20 protein-coding genes and 1 other annotated feature are annotated in these 17,364 nt (G+C 38.2%); all 20 genes read left to right on the top strand.

Annotation, left to right across the window (positions count from 1 at the left end; all coding sequences use genetic code 11):
- Window positions 1–77: 77 nt before the first annotated feature.
- The 20 genes from ACIFOT_RS24250 (at window position 78) to ACIFOT_RS24155 (ending at window position 17,294) form a co-directional block, all read left to right on the top strand.
- On the top strand, window positions 78–851 hold the full coding sequence (locus ACIFOT_RS24250) for a cell division protein FtsQ/DivIB (protein ID WP_430068942.1): 774 nt from the start codon (window positions 78–80) through the stop codon (window positions 849–851).
- Window position 852: 1 nt separating this feature from the next.
- Window positions 853–1,554, top strand: coding sequence for a DUF881 domain-containing protein (locus ACIFOT_RS24245; RefSeq protein WP_430069315.1), 702 nt, complete (start codon window positions 853–855; stop codon window positions 1,552–1,554).
- A 51-nt stretch (window positions 1,555–1,605) separates the two neighbouring features.
- Window positions 1,606–2,337 carry a DUF881 domain-containing protein gene (locus tag ACIFOT_RS24240; RefSeq protein WP_430068939.1) on the top strand — a complete coding sequence of 244 codons (732 nt, stop codon included), beginning with the start codon at window positions 1,606–1,608 and terminating at the stop codon, window positions 2,335–2,337.
- Window positions 2,337–2,699, top strand: a complete 363-nt coding sequence (locus tag ACIFOT_RS24235) for a small basic family protein (protein WP_223596025.1) — start codon at window positions 2,337–2,339, stop codon at window positions 2,697–2,699. The genes ACIFOT_RS24240 and ACIFOT_RS24235 overlap by 1 nt, the downstream gene beginning before the upstream one ends.
- Before the next feature lie 119 nt (window positions 2,700–2,818).
- The gene (gene ftsA, locus ACIFOT_RS24230; RefSeq protein WP_430068936.1) at window positions 2,819–4,114 is read left to right on the top strand and encodes a cell division protein FtsA; all 1,296 of its coding nucleotides are present in this window, start codon (window positions 2,819–2,821) and stop codon (window positions 4,112–4,114) included.
- 42 nt (window positions 4,115–4,156) lie between these two features.
- Complete coding sequence (ftsZ, locus tag ACIFOT_RS24225) at window positions 4,157–5,293, top strand: cell division protein FtsZ (RefSeq protein WP_430068933.1); 1,137 nt, start codon at window positions 4,157–4,159, stop codon at window positions 5,291–5,293.
- A 265-nt stretch (window positions 5,294–5,558) separates the two neighbouring features.
- The gene (gene spoIIGA, locus ACIFOT_RS24220) at window positions 5,559–6,497 is read left to right on the top strand and encodes a sigma-E processing peptidase SpoIIGA (protein WP_430068930.1); all 939 of its coding nucleotides are present in this window, start codon (window positions 5,559–5,561) and stop codon (window positions 6,495–6,497) included.
- A gap of 44 nt (window positions 6,498–6,541) precedes the next feature.
- Window positions 6,542–7,261: an RNA polymerase sporulation sigma factor SigE gene (gene sigE, locus ACIFOT_RS24215; protein ID WP_223588615.1), complete on the top strand. Its 720-nt coding sequence runs from the start codon at window positions 6,542–6,544 to the stop codon at window positions 7,259–7,261.
- A 156-nt stretch (window positions 7,262–7,417) separates the two neighbouring features.
- On the top strand, window positions 7,418–8,197 hold the full coding sequence (gene sigG, locus ACIFOT_RS24210; RefSeq protein WP_040204876.1) for an RNA polymerase sporulation sigma factor SigG: 780 nt from the start codon (window positions 7,418–7,420) through the stop codon (window positions 8,195–8,197).
- A gap of 89 nt (window positions 8,198–8,286) precedes the next feature.
- Window positions 8,287–8,556, top strand: a complete 270-nt coding sequence (locus ACIFOT_RS24205) for a YlmC/YmxH family sporulation protein (RefSeq protein WP_430068926.1) — start codon at window positions 8,287–8,289, stop codon at window positions 8,554–8,556.
- Between the two features lie 69 nt (window positions 8,557–8,625).
- A complete protein-coding gene (gene pgeF, locus ACIFOT_RS24200) occupies window positions 8,626–9,456 on the top strand; it encodes a peptidoglycan editing factor PgeF (RefSeq protein WP_430068923.1) in 831 nt (276 codons plus the stop codon).
- On the top strand, window positions 9,453–10,130 hold the full coding sequence (locus ACIFOT_RS24195) for a YggS family pyridoxal phosphate-dependent enzyme (protein ID WP_430068920.1): 678 nt from the start codon (window positions 9,453–9,455) through the stop codon (window positions 10,128–10,130). The genes pgeF and ACIFOT_RS24195 overlap by 4 nt, the downstream gene beginning before the upstream one ends.
- Window positions 10,131–10,141: 11 nt before the next feature.
- On the top strand, window positions 10,142–10,603 hold the full coding sequence (locus ACIFOT_RS24190) for a cell division protein SepF (protein WP_430068917.1): 462 nt from the start codon (window positions 10,142–10,144) through the stop codon (window positions 10,601–10,603).
- 5 nt (window positions 10,604–10,608) lie between these two features.
- Window positions 10,609–10,869 carry a YggT family protein gene (locus ACIFOT_RS24185; RefSeq protein ID WP_430068915.1) on the top strand — a complete coding sequence of 87 codons (261 nt, stop codon included), beginning with the start codon at window positions 10,609–10,611 and terminating at the stop codon, window positions 10,867–10,869.
- A gap of 29 nt (window positions 10,870–10,898) precedes the next feature.
- A complete protein-coding gene (locus ACIFOT_RS24180) occupies window positions 10,899–11,672 on the top strand; it encodes an RNA-binding protein (protein WP_430068913.1) in 774 nt (257 codons plus the stop codon).
- An 82-nt stretch (window positions 11,673–11,754) separates the two neighbouring features.
- Window positions 11,755–12,270 carry a DivIVA domain-containing protein gene (locus ACIFOT_RS24175; protein WP_430068910.1) on the top strand — a complete coding sequence of 172 codons (516 nt, stop codon included), beginning with the start codon at window positions 11,755–11,757 and terminating at the stop codon, window positions 12,268–12,270.
- A gap of 54 nt (window positions 12,271–12,324) precedes the next feature.
- Window positions 12,325–12,566, top strand: a binding site (T-box leader).
- A 71-nt stretch (window positions 12,567–12,637) separates the two neighbouring features.
- Complete coding sequence (ileS, locus tag ACIFOT_RS24170) at window positions 12,638–15,409, top strand: isoleucine--tRNA ligase (protein WP_430068908.1); 2,772 nt, start codon at window positions 12,638–12,640, stop codon at window positions 15,407–15,409.
- Window positions 15,410–15,548: 139 nt separating this feature from the next.
- Entirely contained in the window at window positions 15,549–15,833 is a 285-nt protein-coding gene (locus ACIFOT_RS24165) for a hypothetical protein (RefSeq protein ID WP_430068905.1), read from the top strand.
- Between the two features lie 86 nt (window positions 15,834–15,919).
- Window positions 15,920–16,411, top strand: coding sequence for a signal peptidase II (gene lspA, locus ACIFOT_RS24160; RefSeq protein WP_430068902.1), 492 nt, complete (start codon window positions 15,920–15,922; stop codon window positions 16,409–16,411).
- A complete protein-coding gene (locus ACIFOT_RS24155; RefSeq protein WP_430068899.1) occupies window positions 16,383–17,294 on the top strand; it encodes an RluA family pseudouridine synthase in 912 nt (303 codons plus the stop codon). The genes lspA and ACIFOT_RS24155 overlap by 29 nt, the downstream gene beginning before the upstream one ends.
- Window positions 17,295–17,364 lie beyond the last annotated feature (70 nt).

The raw sequence follows: 17,364 nt of genomic DNA, 5'->3' as shown, positions 1-17,364 counted from the left end.
TATCATTTAAAGAAGTAATGGACAAGCTTATTTGTTGTTATTTTAGGGCAGCTGCTTTTATGTTGGGGGAATTATGAATGGAAAATGGTAAAATCGTTGCTCTTGAGGATCGTATTCCAAAACTAAAAGAACAAAGAAGGCGTAAAGCAAACAGACGGCTTGTGCTTTTGCTGATTTTGTTTTTTATCATGATCGTTGCGGTAGCCTATACACAATCACCATTAAGTCATGTTAAGACGATTACAATTAAAGGTAATGAGATATATTCTAAAGATGAAATCATCCGAAAAAGCGGCCTTTCAAATAATACGAATATTTGGAAAGTTAGAAAGGATACTGTCGCTTCAAAAGTGGAGCAGCTTACTGAAATTAAGAAAGCTGATGTAAAGAGAAAGTGGCCAAACACGATTCTTATCCAAGTAGAAGAGCATAAAAGAATCGCTTATTTAAAAAAGGATAAATCCTACTTACCAGTAATGGAGAATGGTCAGATACTTAAAAATAGAAAAACGGAAATGATCCCAGTTGATTCTCCGATTCTTTTCGATTTTAAAGAAGGCGCAGCCATGAACGAGATGGTAAAGGAGCTGAAAAGTCTTCCAATTGAAATAGCAAACTCCATTTCTGAAATTCATTACACTCCCAAAAAAACAGACCGGTACCACGTTTCCTTATTTATGAATGATGGCTTTGAGGTTAGTGCCACATTAAAAAGCTTTTCAGAAAAGATGGTGCACTATCCTTCTATTATTGGCCAATTAGATCCTAATAAAAAAGGAATTATCGACTTAGAGGTAGGGTCTTATTTTAGGGCTTTTGAAGCAGAAGTGGAGGAAAAGAAAGTTGAATAGGATGAAGGTGAAGGGTAAACACGTTATACTGTCTTTTGTCTGCCTTGTTTTAGGATTTATGCTTGCTTTCTCCTATCATTTGACGCAAATCGAAAAACAAAAAGAAAAGCCCAATTTATCAGGAAAGCAATATGAAAAAACACTTACACTTAGAAATCAATTGATTGCCCAAGAGGAGACCAATCGAAAACTGCAAAAGGAATTAAATCAAAAGCAGGATAAAGTACAAAAAAATGAAAAAAATCTCGCAAAAGAGGCCCAGGTGTTTCAAAATTTAGCAGAAGATGCTGAAAAATACAGGATGTATCTTGGTAAGGTAAAAGTAAAAGGCAGCGGGGTAAAGGTTACCCTTAGCGACGGGGCTTACGACCCTAAAGAAGATAACATTAATAATTATCTCGTCCATGAGCATCATGTATTTAAAGTAGTCAATGAACTTTATATATCTGGCGCAGATGCAGTTGCGATAAATGGGCAAAGACTTACAAGTCATTCTTATATTGTGTGTAATGGCCCGGTTATTACAGTAGATGGGATTCAGCATCCTGCACCTTTTATTATTACAGCAATCGGCGACCCAGATGTGCTCTCGTCTTCATTAAATCTTACCGGCGGAGTAAAGGATCAATTGGTTAATGATAATATTATTTTTTCTTTAGAAAAAGAAAGTGACATTACGCTCAATCCAATTTTAGGAAGCTGATTTAACAGGATTTTGCTGTCCACGAAAAACAAAAAAGGTAAGGTGAAAAAAGTGGACAAACAAAAATTAAGTATTAGTTTTACCTTGGTAGCAGCGGTTGTGGGTTTTATGATTGCGATTCAATTTCAAACCGTGAAAAAACCTGAAGAACGGGATACTAGAGATATTTGGCAGCTCCGGGAAGCCCTGCTGCAAGAAAAAGAGCTGCAGTCTAATTTATTGACTGAAATTCGTTCTAATGAAGAAAAACTATCAGCCTATGAATCTAAGCGAAAGCAAAGCAAGGAACAGGCCTTAAGGGATACATTGCAGGAATTAAAGATTGAGGCTGGTTTAACCGAGGTAACAGGACCTGGAATTACATTAGAGATTGAACCTGTTGTTGAAGATATTCAATTAGGAGATCCTGTCACGAGGGTTGTTTCACCAGAATTGTTAAAGAGATTATTGAACGAATTAAATATGTATGAAGCGAAATATGTATCCATTGACGGTCAACGAATAATTAATACAACCGTTATCAGGGATATCAATAGAGAGACAAAAATTGATGGCCATTCCATTAAAAGTTTACCAATCGAAGTAAAGGTAGCTGTTGCTGATTCAAACACGGCTGAAAAATTATATAATCGTATGAAAGTATCAAAAGCAAGGGATGAATTTTTTACTGAAGGCTTGAGGCTGAATGTCTCGGCGCCTATTCCGAACATTAAGGTGCCTGCCTATGATAATCCAATTCGTATTCGGTTTTTGGAACCGATTAAAGAAGGGGTCGGTACCTAATGTGGCTTCCGTTTATGGGACTTGTAATTGGAATCATTCTTGGTTTATTGACTGAGATCCGAATTCCAGAAGAATATTCGAATTATTTGTCGATTGCTGTCTTAGCGGCATTCGACACGTTATTTGGTGGAATTCGCGCATATTTGCAAAATATCTATGATGAAAAGGTGTTTGTATCGGGCTTCTTTTTTAATATTTTGCTTGCTGCAAGTTTAGCTTTTCTCGGTGTTCATCTTGGTGTAGACTTGTATTTAGCAGCAGTTTTTGCGTTTGGTGTCAGATTGTTTCAGAATATTGCTGTAATTCGTCGAATATTATTGACGAAATGGTCAACAAACAAAGAAAAATTAGAAAAAAGTTGAAAATTTTTAAAGGGAATCATTTTAGTTGTGACGAATATTTTTATAAGATATGACTTGAACATTAATTGGACAAAGAAAATTGTTGTTCTATTTTAGGAAATTAAAGGAGGTGCCAGAGAATGAACAGCAATGAAATATATGTTAGCCTTGACATCGGTACATCCAGTGTAAAAGTAATCATTGGTGAAATGGTTCATGATTCAGGAAAAGGCTCGTTAAATATTATAGGTGTCGGAAATGTAAAATCTGAAGGGCTTCGTAAAGGTTCGATTGTCGATATGGATGATACGGTTCATTCTATTAAGCGGGCAATTGAGCAGGCGGAAAGAATGGTGGGAATGGAAATCAGGGAAGTTGTCGTTGGAATTCCAGGACACCATGTTATGCTTCAACCTTGTCACGGTATTGTAGCTGTTTCTGGCCAAAATCGAGAAATTACAAATGAAGATGTTATTCGTGTCATTGAGGCTTCACATGTCGGATCTATCCCTCCAGAGCGAGGAAACATGGGAGTTATCCAAAGGCAATTTATCCTAGATGGTAAAGATGAAATTAATGACCCGCGGGGAATGATTGGTGTCCGTTTGGAGATGGATGGAACGCTGATTACAGGTTCAAATTCCGTTTTAGCCAATACAATCCGCTGTGTCGAACGCGCTGGTCTTAGTTTTTCTGATATTATCCTTCAGCCGCTGGCAGCAGGCGAGTATGCTTTATCCAAAGATGAAAAAAACCTTGGTGTCGCTTTGATTGACCTAGGAGGCGGTTCCACTAACATCTCTGTTTTTCAAGATGGTTTTATTACTGCAACTAGTGTCATTCCAGTTGGCGGTGACCATATCACAAAAGATATATCTGTCGGACTTCGAACTTCTACTGAGGACGCTGAAAAAATAAAGATGAAGCATGGACATGCCTTTTATGATGAGGCATCAGAAGATGAAGTGTTCAGTGTTCCGATTATTGGCAGTGATCAGCACCAACAATTCAACCAATTGGAAATTTCTGATATTGTTGAAGCGAGAATGGAAGAAATTTTTGAATTGGTTGCCCATGAATTAAAGCGATTGGGCGTAACCAGTCTGCCGGGAGGTTTTGTTTTAACGGGCGGCGGTGCCAATATGCAAGGCGTTTTGGAGCTTGCTCAAGATATGTTTCAAAATCCAGTACGGATTGCAGTACCAGATTACATTGGTGTAAGAGAACCTCAATATACAGCAGCGGTTGGCTTAATAAAATATGCCTATAAGAATGCTAGATTACCAGGTGGTACGATTAGCTCTTCATCAGCAGTATCTGAGCCAATTGAAAAGAGAGTACCAAAACAACATCAACCAAAAGCAAAAGTAGAAAAACATCCGGAAGAAAAGATGTCATCAAAAGTAAAAAAATTCCTTGGTTACTTTTTCGAATAGGCATAATCGAAAAGGAATATCGACGAATTAGGAGGATTTGTCATGTTAGAATTTGATACAAATTTAGATTCTCTTGCAACCATAAAAGTAATCGGAGTTGGCGGTGGTGGTAATAACGCCGTAAACAGAATGATTGAGCATGGCGTACAAGGTGTAGAATTTATCGCAGTAAATACTGATGCACAAGCATTGAATCTTTCAAAAGCTGAAGTGAAAATGCAGATTGGTGCAAAGCTGACCAGAGGTCTTGGAGCTGGTGCGAACCCAGAGGTTGGAAAAAAAGCCGCAGAGGAAAGTAAGGAGCAAATCGAGGAAGCATTGCGTGGTGCGGATATGGTATTCGTAACTGCAGGTATGGGCGGAGGAACTGGTACAGGTGCAGCACCAGTTATTGCCCAGATTGCTCGCGACCTTGGTGCTTTAACAGTGGGTGTTGTTACCCGTCCATTTACTTTTGAAGGCAAAAAACGTTCAAATCAAGCTTCTGGCGGAATTGGATCTATGAAAGAGGCAGTCGATACTTTGATTGTAATTCCAAATGACCGGCTTCTTGAAATTGTTGATAAGAGCACTCCGATGCTTGAGGCTTTCCGTGAAGCAGACAATGTTCTTCGTCAAGGGGTTCAAGGTATTTCCGATTTAATTGCAACACCTGGTCTTATTAACCTTGATTTTGCTGATGTAAAAACGATTATGTCAAATAAGGGCTCAGCGTTAATGGGTATTGGTGTAGCTTCCGGTGAGAGTCGCGCCACTGAAGCTGCAAAAAAAGCCATTAATTCACCTTTATTAGAAACATCAATCGATGGAGCACAAGGTGTTTTAATGAACATTACTGGCGGGACGAACTTAAGCCTTTACGAAGTTCAGGAAGCAGCTGATATCGTTGCAACGGCAACAGATCAGGAAGTAAACATGATTTTCGGTTCTGTTATCAACGAAAATTTAAAAGATGAAATTATCGTTACCGTTATTGCAACTGGCTTTAATGAAGAAGTCATTCAGCCAAAGGTAACCCGTCCTACTTTTGGACAGAATAAAGCTCCCGTAAATCCGATTAAGAGGGAACAGCCAAAGCGCGAAGAAGTCCATCAAGAACCAGTTCGCAATAACAGCTCTTCTCAAGAAGAAACACTTGATATTCCTACATTCCTTCGTAACCGGAATCGTAGACGTTAATATAAAAAAGTATTGTCCTTTCTGGGCAATGCTTTTTTTTTTGCTCTGTTAAAGAAAAATGTTGATTATATAACTCTGTTGATTGGAGCGCAAATCAACAGCCATATTAAAAGAACATTTATTCAAAATATTATCTGACAAATTCCTTAATGAATAGTGAAAATTTCTGTTTTTTTGATTACAGAAAGTGACACACTTTTAGTCCTCTACTACGTTATACTTTTTCGTAACAGATTAATAGAACTGCCAATAAGGAGGAAGCTATTTGGTTGTTTATTTAGATGTGATCTGGGCTCTTAATTTGTTCTTTGATAGCCTTCTTCTTTATTTAACAGCTATTTTTCTAAAAAGGAGCATACGAATCTGGAGATTATTGGCTGGGGGATTTATTGGCTCACTAATTATTCTATTAGCCTTTACACCATTAAATGTCTACTCAAATCATCCAATCGCAAAACTGTTTTGCTCCGTCATGATGGTACTTGCAGCTTTTGGATATAAACGGTTGTCTTATTTTCTCAAAGCGTTAATGACGTTATATGTTGCTACCTTTTTAATTGGCGGGGCCTTATTAGGTGCCCATTATTTCATCCAATACGATCCGGAGTTAACCACAAAGGTGTTAATGTCGGGTGTGAAGGGTTTTGGTGACCCAGTCAGCTGGTTATTCGTCCTAATTGGTTTCCCGGTTGCCTGGCACTTTTCAAAGAAAAATATAGAAGGTATGGAAATGACGAAAATCCAATTTGAACAAATCGTCAATGTCAACTTGAAAATCGGAAGTGAAACATTTGTTTTTAAAGGATTAATTGATAGCGGCAATCAACTTTATGACCCGTTGTCAAGGCTCCCGGTAATGTTTGTATCCATAAAAAATCAATTGGATGCTTATCCCGAGCAAATTAAGAAAATTGCCGCAGACCCAGAACCGCTGATAATGGGGAGCGGGGAGGTTTCGGATGAATGGCAAAATAGACTAAGAATTGTTCCTTGCCGGGTAGTGGGACAAGAGCATCAGCTCATTGTGGCCATTAAGCCCGATAAAATATTAATCGAACAAAATGGTGACCAGTATTTATGCGAAAAGGGTCTTGTATCCTTCACCATGCAGCAGCTTTCGGCTGATGATGCCTTTCAATGTATTGTCCATCCGAAAATGCTGACAGGACCGAAGCAGCAAGGAGGTTCTGTGAAGGTAAGTTAATATTACTATACTCAGAAAAACATATTTTAGAAGGAGGAACATGAATGAAAAAGTGGAAACTTCGCTTATCCTACTATTGGTATAAAATTTTAATAAAATTAGGTTTAAAAACAGATGAAGTATATTATATTGGCGGAAGCGAAGCATTGCCGCCTCCTTTAAGTAAAGATGAAGAAGAAATGCTCTTAAAAAAACTGCCTGGCGGTGACAAGGCAGCAAGGTCGATATTAATTGAACGAAACCTTCGTCTAGTTGTTTATATTGCCAGAAAATTTGAAAACACAGGGATAAATATTGAAGATTTAATCAGTATTGGGACAATTGGTTTAATTAAGGCGGTTAATACCTTCAATCCAGAAAAGAAAATAAAACTTGCTACATACGCTTCCAGATGTATTGAAAATGAAATCCTGATGTACTTAAGGAGAAATAATAAAATCAGGTCAGAAGTTTCGTTCGACGAACCATTGAATATCGATTGGGATGGGAATGAGCTTTTGTTATCAGATGTACTGGGCACCGATGATGATATCATTACCAAAGACTTAGAAGCGAATGTTGATCGGAAGCTGCTCACTAAAGCTTTACATCAGCTAACCGATCGTGAAAAACAAATCATGGAGCTTCGCTTTGGTTTAACAAATGGCGAGGAAAAAACGCAAAAGGATGTTGCCGATATGCTTGGAATTTCCCAATCCTATATTTCACGGTTAGAAAAAAGAATTATTAAAAGATTACGAAAAGAGTTCAATAAGATGGTTTAAGAAATTTTTTTCTACCAAAAAAACCCTATCGTTTCGTGATTTTATTGCAATTTTCGACAAATATGCACCTGTCCACTCGTATGGATAGGTGCATATTTTTCCTCCTCAAGGAAATACTGTTTTTTGTACAGCAGCTCCTGTGAGGAGGGAAAAGAATTGACTCGAAATAAAGTTGAAATTTGCGGTGTGGACACATCAAAACTTCCTGTATTAAAAAACGAAGAAATGAGAATTCTCTTCAAGCAAATGCAAGAGGGCGATATATCCGCTAGAGAAAAGCTCGTAAATGGAAATTTGCGCCTTGTATTAAGCGTGATTCAACGTTTTAACAACCGAGGTGAATTTGTTGACGATCTATTTCAGGTAGGCTGTATTGGACTAATGAAATCGATTGATAACTTTGATTTAGGTCAAAACGTAAAGTTTTCCACTTATGCCGTACCAATGATTATTGGAGAAATAAGAAGATATTTGCGAGATAATAACCCTATTCGTGTGTCCCGCTCCTTAAGGGATATCGCTTATAAAGCCCTTCAGGTTAGGGAACGACTCATGAGCGAAACCTCACGTGAACCGACTGCTGAAGAAATCGCGAAGGTTTTAGAGGTGCCACATGAAGAGATTGTCTTCGCCCTCGATGCCATACAGGACCCAGTGTCCCTATTTGAGCCAATATACAATGATGGCGGCGACCCTATTTATGTCATGGATCAATTAAGTGATGAGAAAAATAAAGATATTCACTGGATTGAGGAAATTGCTTTAAAAGAAGGAATGCGTCGATTAAACGAGCGTGAAAAATTAATTTTGCGTAAAAGATTCTTTCAGGGTAAAACACAAATGGAAGTCGCTGATGAAATCGGAATTTCCCAAGCGCAGGTTTCCCGATTAGAAAAAGCAGCGATAAGACAAATGAATAAGAATATCCAAAGCTAAGCTGTCCAATGGGGCAGCTTTTTCTGTTACTAAATCGACCATCACAATCATATATTCTTTATAGTACAGGAACTGGGAGTGGTATGTGTATGGTTAAAATTTCGGATTTCCAGATAAAAGATGTCGTAAATGTAGCCGATGGTAAAAGATTGGGCAATATTGGCGATATTGAGATTAACTTAACCACTGGAAAAATAGAAGCAGTGGTGATTTCTGGCAGCGGCCGAGTACTAGGTTTTTTTGGGAAGGATGAAGACATCGTCATCCCATGGAAAAATATCATTAAAATTGGTGAGGATGTCATTTTGGTAAGGCATAAAGGAAGTGTAGAAAGAATTTCTGAAGAAGCAGAAGTTTGAGCTTTGTCATTAGCGGTGACCAATTTTTCAATTCATGATAAACTAAAGAAAAACATTAGAGGTATGAACATGGAACCTTTTGTTTTAAAAAATAATTCAATTTTGTTAATAGACACTTGGACCGAGCATTATCCAGGACTTGTTGCAGGAATGACAACGAAGATCGGGGGGACGAGTAAAGGGGATTTTGAAACATTAAATCTCGGCTTTCATGTTAACGATAATATTAATGATGTAGGTTCGAACCGAGAAATAGTTTCTGACCTGCTTGATTTCTCAATAAATAATTGGGTGGGTGCCGAACAGACTCATGATACTTTTATTAAAAAAGTTTCAAAAGCAGATCGTGGTTTAGGTGCTGTTTCCTATGAACAGTCTTTCAAGGGTACGGATGGTTTTTATACAAATGAAGAGGGAATTCTTTTAACTCTTTGCTTTGCTGACTGTGTCCCTCTTTTTTTTATTGCTCCAGAAGCACGTATGATAGGGGCAGCTCATGCTGGCTGGAAGGGAACAGTTGGAAAAATAGGGGGAAAGATGATTGAAGCTTGGAAAAAAGAAGGGATAGACCCTGAACAGATATTTGTCGCAGTCGGGCCATCTATTTGCGAAAAATGTTATATTGTGGATGATCGTGTCATTAACTTAGTTGAAAATACACTAGAAGATGTCGAAGGAAAACCATATAATCTAATTAGTGATGGTCAATATTCTTTAGATTTACGTGAAGTGAATCGGAAAATCCTTCTAAATGCAGGTATTCCCGATAAAAATATTAGCGTAACAAGATTTTGCTCAAGCTGTCACCATGATTTATTTTTTTCCCATCGCCGTGATCAAGGCAGAACTGGAAGAATGTTAAGTTTTATTGGCTGGAAGGAGACTAACGATCATTTATGAAGGTAGCAGCAAAGTTAGAACAAATAAGACAACAAATAAATGAGGCATGCCTAAAAGCAAATAGGGATCCCGAAGAAATAAAGCTGATTGCCGTAACGAAATATGTCAGCACGGAAAGAGCGAAAGAAGCATTAGATGCGGGTATTTATAATCTGGGTGAAAATCGTGATGAAGGACTTCTTGCAAAGTGGGATGTGCTTCAGGACAAGCCTATTTGGCATTTTATTGGAACACTTCAGACTCGTAAGGTGAAAAATATTATTGATAAGGTTGAATATATTCATTCATTGGACAGACTTTCGCTGGCTGAAGAAATTAATAAACGTGCGAAACGGAAAATAAAGTGTCTTGTTCAAGTAAATGTGTCACAGGAGGAATCAAAACATGGATTAACTGCCGATGAGGCAATTGAGTTTATTGAATCCCTCCGACCATATGAAAATATAATTGTAGAGGGTTTAATGACGATGGCGCCATTTACGGATGATGAAATGGTTCTGCGTGATTGCTTTCGAAAACTAAGAGAACTTCAGGATCAAATTCAGGCATACAATTTAGAATTTGCTCCATGCACAGAGCTTTCAATGGGAATGTCCAATGATTTTACAATTGCGATTGAAGAAGGGGCAACAATGGTAAGAATTGGCACAGCACTTGTCGGTGAAGATGGTTAGGAGAGAAAAAAATGACGATTAAATCAAAATTAAAAACATTTTTCTTTTTAGATGAACAATATGATGATAACAATGAAGATTATGTAGAAGCAGTTGAACCAGTAAAACAAAAAAAGCAGCCTGTTAAACCTCAAAATGTTGTCAGTCTGCAAAGTGTCCAAAAACCTGTTAGTTCCAGCACTCCTTCAAAAGGATCAAAAGTAATATTAGTTGAACCTCATACTTATGCTGAGTCAACCGAGATTGCGGACCATATAAAAAATCGCCGTGCGGTAGTGGTAAACTTGCAGCGCATCGATAATGAACAAGGCAGACAAATTATCGATTTTTTAAGCGGTGCCGTTTATGCCATTGGCGGGGATATCCAGAAAATCGGCACATGCATTTTTTTATGTACCCCTGATAATGTGGAGGTTTCAGGAAATATATCGGAGCTTTTTCCTGACTCTGAAAATCAAATAACGAGGTGGTAAAATAAATGGATTTTATTTTTAGTCTCCTTTCACAGTTATTATCGATTTATTCGTGGGCATTAATTATTTATATATTGATGTCCTGGTTTCCAAATGCAAGGGAGACAACAATTGGCCGAATACTCACCAACATTTGTGAACCATATTTAGTGCCGTTTAGAAAGATAATTCCTCCCATTGGGATGATGGACATTTCGCCAATTGTTGCTTTCTTAGTCCTAAATTTTGCGCAAAGCGGACTCCGATATTTATCTTCATTTTTTTAAATACTGTACCATAGGTTGTGTAAACAAGAATGAACATTTATCAGCATTTCCGTCCAGAAGAACGGGACTTTATCGATCAGGTATTACAATGGAAAAATTATGTGGAAACACAATATACTCCAAAGCTAACGGATTTTCTTGACCCGAGAGAACAGTATATTTTAACCATGTTAATTGGCGAAAATAACGATGTAAAATATACCCTTTTTGGGGGCAGCAATGGAGTGGAAAGAAAAAGAGCGTTATTACTGCCTGATTATTTAACTGCCGAACAAGCTGATTTTCAGATCAGCCTGTTTGAAATTGATTATCCGAAAAAGTTTGTCACAATCGAGCATCGGCAGGTGTTAGGAACCTTAATGTCCTTAGGGTTAAAGCGCGGTAAATTTGGTGACATCTTAACCAATAATGACCAGATTCAATTTTTCGCTGCTACGGAAATCAGCGAATATATTAAGAGTAATCTGCAAACAATTGGCAGGGCTGGGGTAAAATTGGTGGAAACAAAGCTCGAAAATGCCCTTAGCCTTCAAGAACTTTGGGAAAAAATGGAGTTAACTGTATCTTCATTACGACTGGATACGGTTATTTCTAGTATTCATCATCTCTCCCGGCAAAAATCACAACTTTTTATACAACAAGGGCTTGTTAAAGTTAATTGGTCTTTAATCGAAAATACTTCATTTGAATGTCAAGCCGGTGATATGATTTCGGTTCGAGGATATGGACGAGTAAAAATTATGTCTTTAGACGGAAAAACAAAAAAAGAGAAATGGCGAATTACTGCCGGAAAACAAAAATAATTCATTTTTTTGCAGGATTTTTGAAAAACATGTCGAATACTTCCTTATACATATATTAGAACAGATTTATGGAGGTGGCATCATGCCGTTAACGCCGTTAGATATTCATAATAAGGAATTTAATAAAGGGTTTAGAGGCTACGATGAGGACGAGGTTAATGAATTTTTGGATCAAGTGATCAAAGATTATGAATTAGTTCTCAGAGAGAAAAAAGAGATGGAAGAACGATTAAATGATATGAAAGAGCGGCTAGGCCATTTTACAAATATTGAAGAGACGCTTAATAAATCTATCATTATTGCTCAAGAAGCTGGTGAAGAAGTAAAACGTAACGCTCAAAAAGAAGCGAAGCTCATTATTAAGGAAGCCGAGAAAAATGCGGACAGAATCGTGAACGAATCCCTTTCAAAAGCAAGAAAGATTGCACTTGAAATTGAGGATTTAAAAAAGCAGTCTAAGGTATTTCGAACTCGTTTTAAGATGTTAATCGAAGCGCAGCTCGATATGTTGAATACAGATGATTGGGATCACTTATTAGAATATGAAGTGGATGCCACAGAATTAAAAATCCATGAAGAAGAAGATTCATTAGCTTGACGAAAGATGTTAAATTAGCATATAATTTTTTAACAGATTATACTGAATAGATGGCAATTGACGATGAAAGGGACAGTACAATTTTTCATGAGGCTGTTTTAAGCGAGTCGGGGATGGTGAAAGCCCGGTAAAGCAGAAAAATTGGAAAATCACCCTCGAGTCCTAAGGTCGAACTTCTAATGGAAAAGTAGATCTTGGCGTGTTATTCACGTTACGAATCTAAAGAGGATAGAACGAATTTACTCGTTCTATTTATCAGGGTGGTACCGCGGGAATCAAACCTTCTCGTCCCTATTTGGGATGAGAGGGTTTTTTTATTGGTCATTTGGCTATTCTGTTTTTATGAAAGTATCAGGAGGAAAAGAAAATGGAATTTAAAGATACGTTATTGATGCCGCAAACGGAATTTCCAATGCGGGGCAATCTTCCGCAAAGAGAGCCGGATATCCAGGCAAAATGGGAAGAGATGAATATTTATAAAAAAGTCCAGGAGCGCACTAAGGGTCGGCCAATGTTCGTCTTGCATGATGGACCTCCATATGCGAATGGTGATATCCATATGGGGCATGCTCTTAATAAAATCTTAAAAGATATGATTGTCCGTTATAAATCAATGAGCGGCTATCACGCTCCGTATGTACCTGGATGGGATACACATGGACTGCCGATTGAGCAGGCATTAACCAATAAAGGTGTTAAGCGTAAAGAAATGACCGTAGCTGAATTCCGTCAGTTATGTACTACTTATGCCTTAGAGCAAATTGATAATCAGCGGACACAATTTAAACGTCTAGGTGTTCGTGGAGACTGGGAAAATCCATATATTACTCTTAAGCCGGAATACGAAGCCCAACAAATTAAGGTATTCGGAGAAATGGCGAAAAAGGGCTATATCTATAAAGGTCTTAAGCCGGTTTATTGGTCTCCATCAAGTGAATCGGCCTTAGCGGAAGCAGAAATTGAGTACCAGGATAAGCGTTCCCCTTCCATCTATGTTGGTTTCAAAGTCAAAGATGGAAAAGGCGTCATTGATACTGATACACAAATTGTGATCTGGACAACAACTCCTTGGACCATTCCTGCAAACCTTGGAATCTCAGTTCATCCGGACCTAGCCTATGTAGTGGTTTCAACTAATGGGAACAAGTATTTAGTGGCTGAAGCCCTTTTAGAGGCTGTTTCAAAAGAAATTGGCTGGGAAAATGTCACCACAGTCCAAAAGGTCAAAGGAATGGAGTTGGAAAATATTGTTGCCTCTCATCCGTTGTACGGCCGTGATTCTTTAGTCATGTTAGGGGAACATGTTACAACTGATGCTGGTACTGGCTGCGTTCATACTGCACCAGGCCATGGGGAAGATGATTTCCATGTTGGTCAAAAGTACGGTTTAGATGTGCTTTGTCCAGTTGATGACAAAGGCTATATGACGAGCGAAGCTCCTGGATTCGAAGGTTTATTTTACGAAGAGGCCAATAAGCCAATTGGTCAGGCTCTGGAGGAAGCAGGAGCATTATTAAAGCTAACTTTTATTACCCACTCATACCCGCACGATTGGAGAACAAAAAAGCCGGTTATTTTCCGTGCTACAGCTCAATGGTTTGCTTCTATTAAAGACTTCCGCAATGAACTTTTAGTAGCGGTAAAGGAAACAAAGTGGGTTCCAGCATGGGGAGAAACACGACTATTCAATATGGTTCGTGACCGTGGCGACTGGTGTATTTCCCGTCAGCGCGTCTGGGGTGTTCCAATTCCTGTTTTCTATGCAGAAAATGGTGTGGAGATTATCACCGATGAAACAATTGATCATGTATCTAACCTTTTCCGTGAACTTGGATCAAATATCTGGTTTGAGCGTGAGGCAAAAGATTTACTTCCAGCGGGCTTTACTCATCCAGGTAGTCCAAATGGAACCTTCACAAAAGAAACGGATATCATGGATGTTTGGTTTGATTCGGGTTCTTCCCACCAAGCCGTTCTCCTTGAGCGGGAAGATTTAGTTCGTCCGGCTGATTTGTATTTAGAAGGATCTGACCAATATCGCGGCTGGTTTAACTCTTCCTTATCAACAGCTGTAGCTGTGACCGGCAAGGCACCATATAAAGGGGTATTAAGCCATGGGTTTGCACTAGATGGTGAAGGCAGAAAAATGAGTAAATCATTAGGTAATGTTGTCGTGCCAGCAAAGGTCATGAATCAACTAGGTGCTGATATCCTTCGTCTATGGGTTGCTTCTGTTGATTATCAATCAGACGTTAGGGTCTCCGATGCAATTTTGAAGCAGGTTGCTGAAGTTTACCGAAAAATCCGTAATACTTTCCGTTTCCTATTAGGAAACTTAGCAGATTTTGATCCAGCAGTGAATAAAGTTGCTTATGAAAACTTGCGTGAAGTTGATCAATTCATGCTTGTTAAATTAAATAAACTCATCAAATATGTTCATAAGGCTTATGAAAATTATGAGTTTGCTGGGATTTACCATGCAGTTAATAATTTCTGTACCCTTGATTTAAGTGCTTTCTATTTAGATTTTGCAAAGGATGTTCTATACATTGAGGCTTCTGACCATCAAGACCGCAGAGCGATTCAAACTGTTTTATATGAATCCTTGCTTGCGCTTTCAAAGCTGGTTTCTCCTATCCTTTCTCATACAGCTGATGAAGTATGGAAATTCATTCCGGCAGTTCAGGAGGAAAGTGTTCAATTAACAGATTTTCCGGAATATGTGGATCTTCCAGGGGCGAAGGGCTTAGAAGAAAAATGGACGGCATTTATGAAGCTGCGTGATGATGTTCTAAAGGCATTAGAAGAAGCTCGAAATGAAAAGGTTATTGGTAAATCGTTAACGGCTAAGGTGACTTTGTACGTTAATGATAATACAAAAGCCCTTCTAGATTCGATTGAAGAAAACCTGCAGCAATTATTTATTGTTTCAGGCTTTGAAGTTGCAGGTGCATACGATCAGGCACCTGAAAATGCGCTGAAATTAGAAACAGCTGCTATTGTCGTCACCAAGGCAGAAGGTGAAACCTGTGAACGCTGCTGGGTGGTAACACCGGAAGTAGGTCAAGACCAAGAGCATAAAACACTTTGCCCTCGCTGTGCACAAGTTGTTAAAGAAAACTATTCACATTTAGCATAAAATTATGAAGCCCCGTGGAAACGGGGCTTTTAATATTTTCCTTCTCCGTTAATTGTTGTTGTTTGTGACAAATGTTTGTCCGTGTCAGAAAAATGCTTGCGGAAATAATATAACAAATGACCAAACGGAGGTAACAACTATGAATGCAATGCAGGAACAGCTGTTTTTGGAACTCCGTCAAACGAAAGAAGAAATTGAAAATTCATTAAAAAACAAACAGAATAAAGATTGGTTAACAAACATTTTTGAACAAGAATTGGCTGACATTAATTGTGCTATTCAGAAGCTAAAGGATGGAATTTTTGGTCAATGTGAAATTTCAGGGGAATTTATACCGGAAGATTTATTAAAAATGATTCCTACCTTAAAGACAGTAAAAGATTCAGAGTTATTAGAGATATTTTGTAAAAAAACAATTCATTAGTCATTTTTATGATGTTACATTGTCGTTTTACGATTAAGTATGCTAAAATTCTAAGGATAAGTCTAGGCGAAATGTGGGGGATTTTAGTGTTTTATTACTTAATCGCTTTTTTTGTAATTATTTTAGACCAGTTTACCAAATGGTTAATTGTAAAAAATATGTACTTAGGAGAAAGCATACCAATCATTGATAATATTTTGTATATTACATCCCACCGCAATCGCGGAGCGGCATGGGGGATTTTGCAAGGTCAGATGTGGCTTTTTTATGTAATAACCCTTCTTGTTATTGCCGGCATTATGTATTATCTTTACAAAGCAGCTAAAGGTAAATGGCTATTGGGAGTTTCACTTGCATTTATGCTTGGTGGGGCTATCGGTAACTTTATTGATCGATTAATTCGAAAAGAAGTTGTCGATTTTATCCATACTTATATTTTTAGCTATAATTTTCCTGTCTTCAATATTGCAGATTCAGCATTAGTAATAGGAGTAATTTTATTAATGATTCAAATGCTTCGAGAAGAGAAGGAATCGAAGGAGAAGTCTTATGGAGAAAATGGAACACACCATTCTTGAAATGCAAAAAGGGGATCGAATTGATAAAGTCATCTCGACTCTAAATGAAGAATGGTCAAGAACACAAGTCCAGCTATGGATTAAAGATGGAAATGTCTTAGTGAACGGACAAAAAGTAAAAACAAATTATAAATGCGGTATGAACGATGAAATTGAAATCACCATTCCCGAACCTGAAGAACTGGATGTTATTCCGGAAGAATTAGACCTGGAAATTTATTACGAAGATAAAGATGTTCTAGTGGTAAATAAGCCTAGAGGTATGGTTGTTCACCCAGCCCCAGGACATATGACTGGGACATTGGTGAATGGTTTAATGGCCCATTGTAAAGATTTATCCGGTATTAATGGAGTGTTAAGACCGGGGATTGTACACCGGATTGATAAAGATACTTCCGGACTATTAATGGTCGCCAAAAACGATATGGCTCATGAAAGCCTAGTGAATCAATTAGTTGAGAAAACAGTAACTCGTAAATATAAAGCAATTGTTCATGGTGTTATTCCCCATGATTTTGGAACGATTGATGCCCCGCTGGGAAGAGATACAAAGGACAGACAAAGTATGGCAGTGGTTGATAATGGGAAGCATGCGGTTACGCATTTTCATGTGATCGAGCGCTTTAAAGATTTTACCTTTGTTGAGTGTCAATTAGAAACGGGAAGAACCCACCAAATTCGAGTTCATATGAAATATATCGGCTACCCGCTTGCAGGTGATCCTAAGTATGGACCGAAAAAAACGCTTAATATTGATGGACAGGCACTGCACGCCGGGGTGCTTGGCTTTACTCATCCGAGAACAAATGAATATTTAGAGTTTGAAGCACCACTTCCTGAAGATTTCGAAAGGCTGCTTGACCTGCTTCGAAATAACCGTTGACATTATATTAGTATTATTGTAAGATGACTATAGTTGAATAAGCCTTTAAATTCAGTCCCGTGAGGCTGAG

It is taken from the genome of Neobacillus sp. NRS-1170, assembly GCF_050468025.1.
This window is presented reverse-complemented; position numbering and strand designations above follow the sequence as displayed.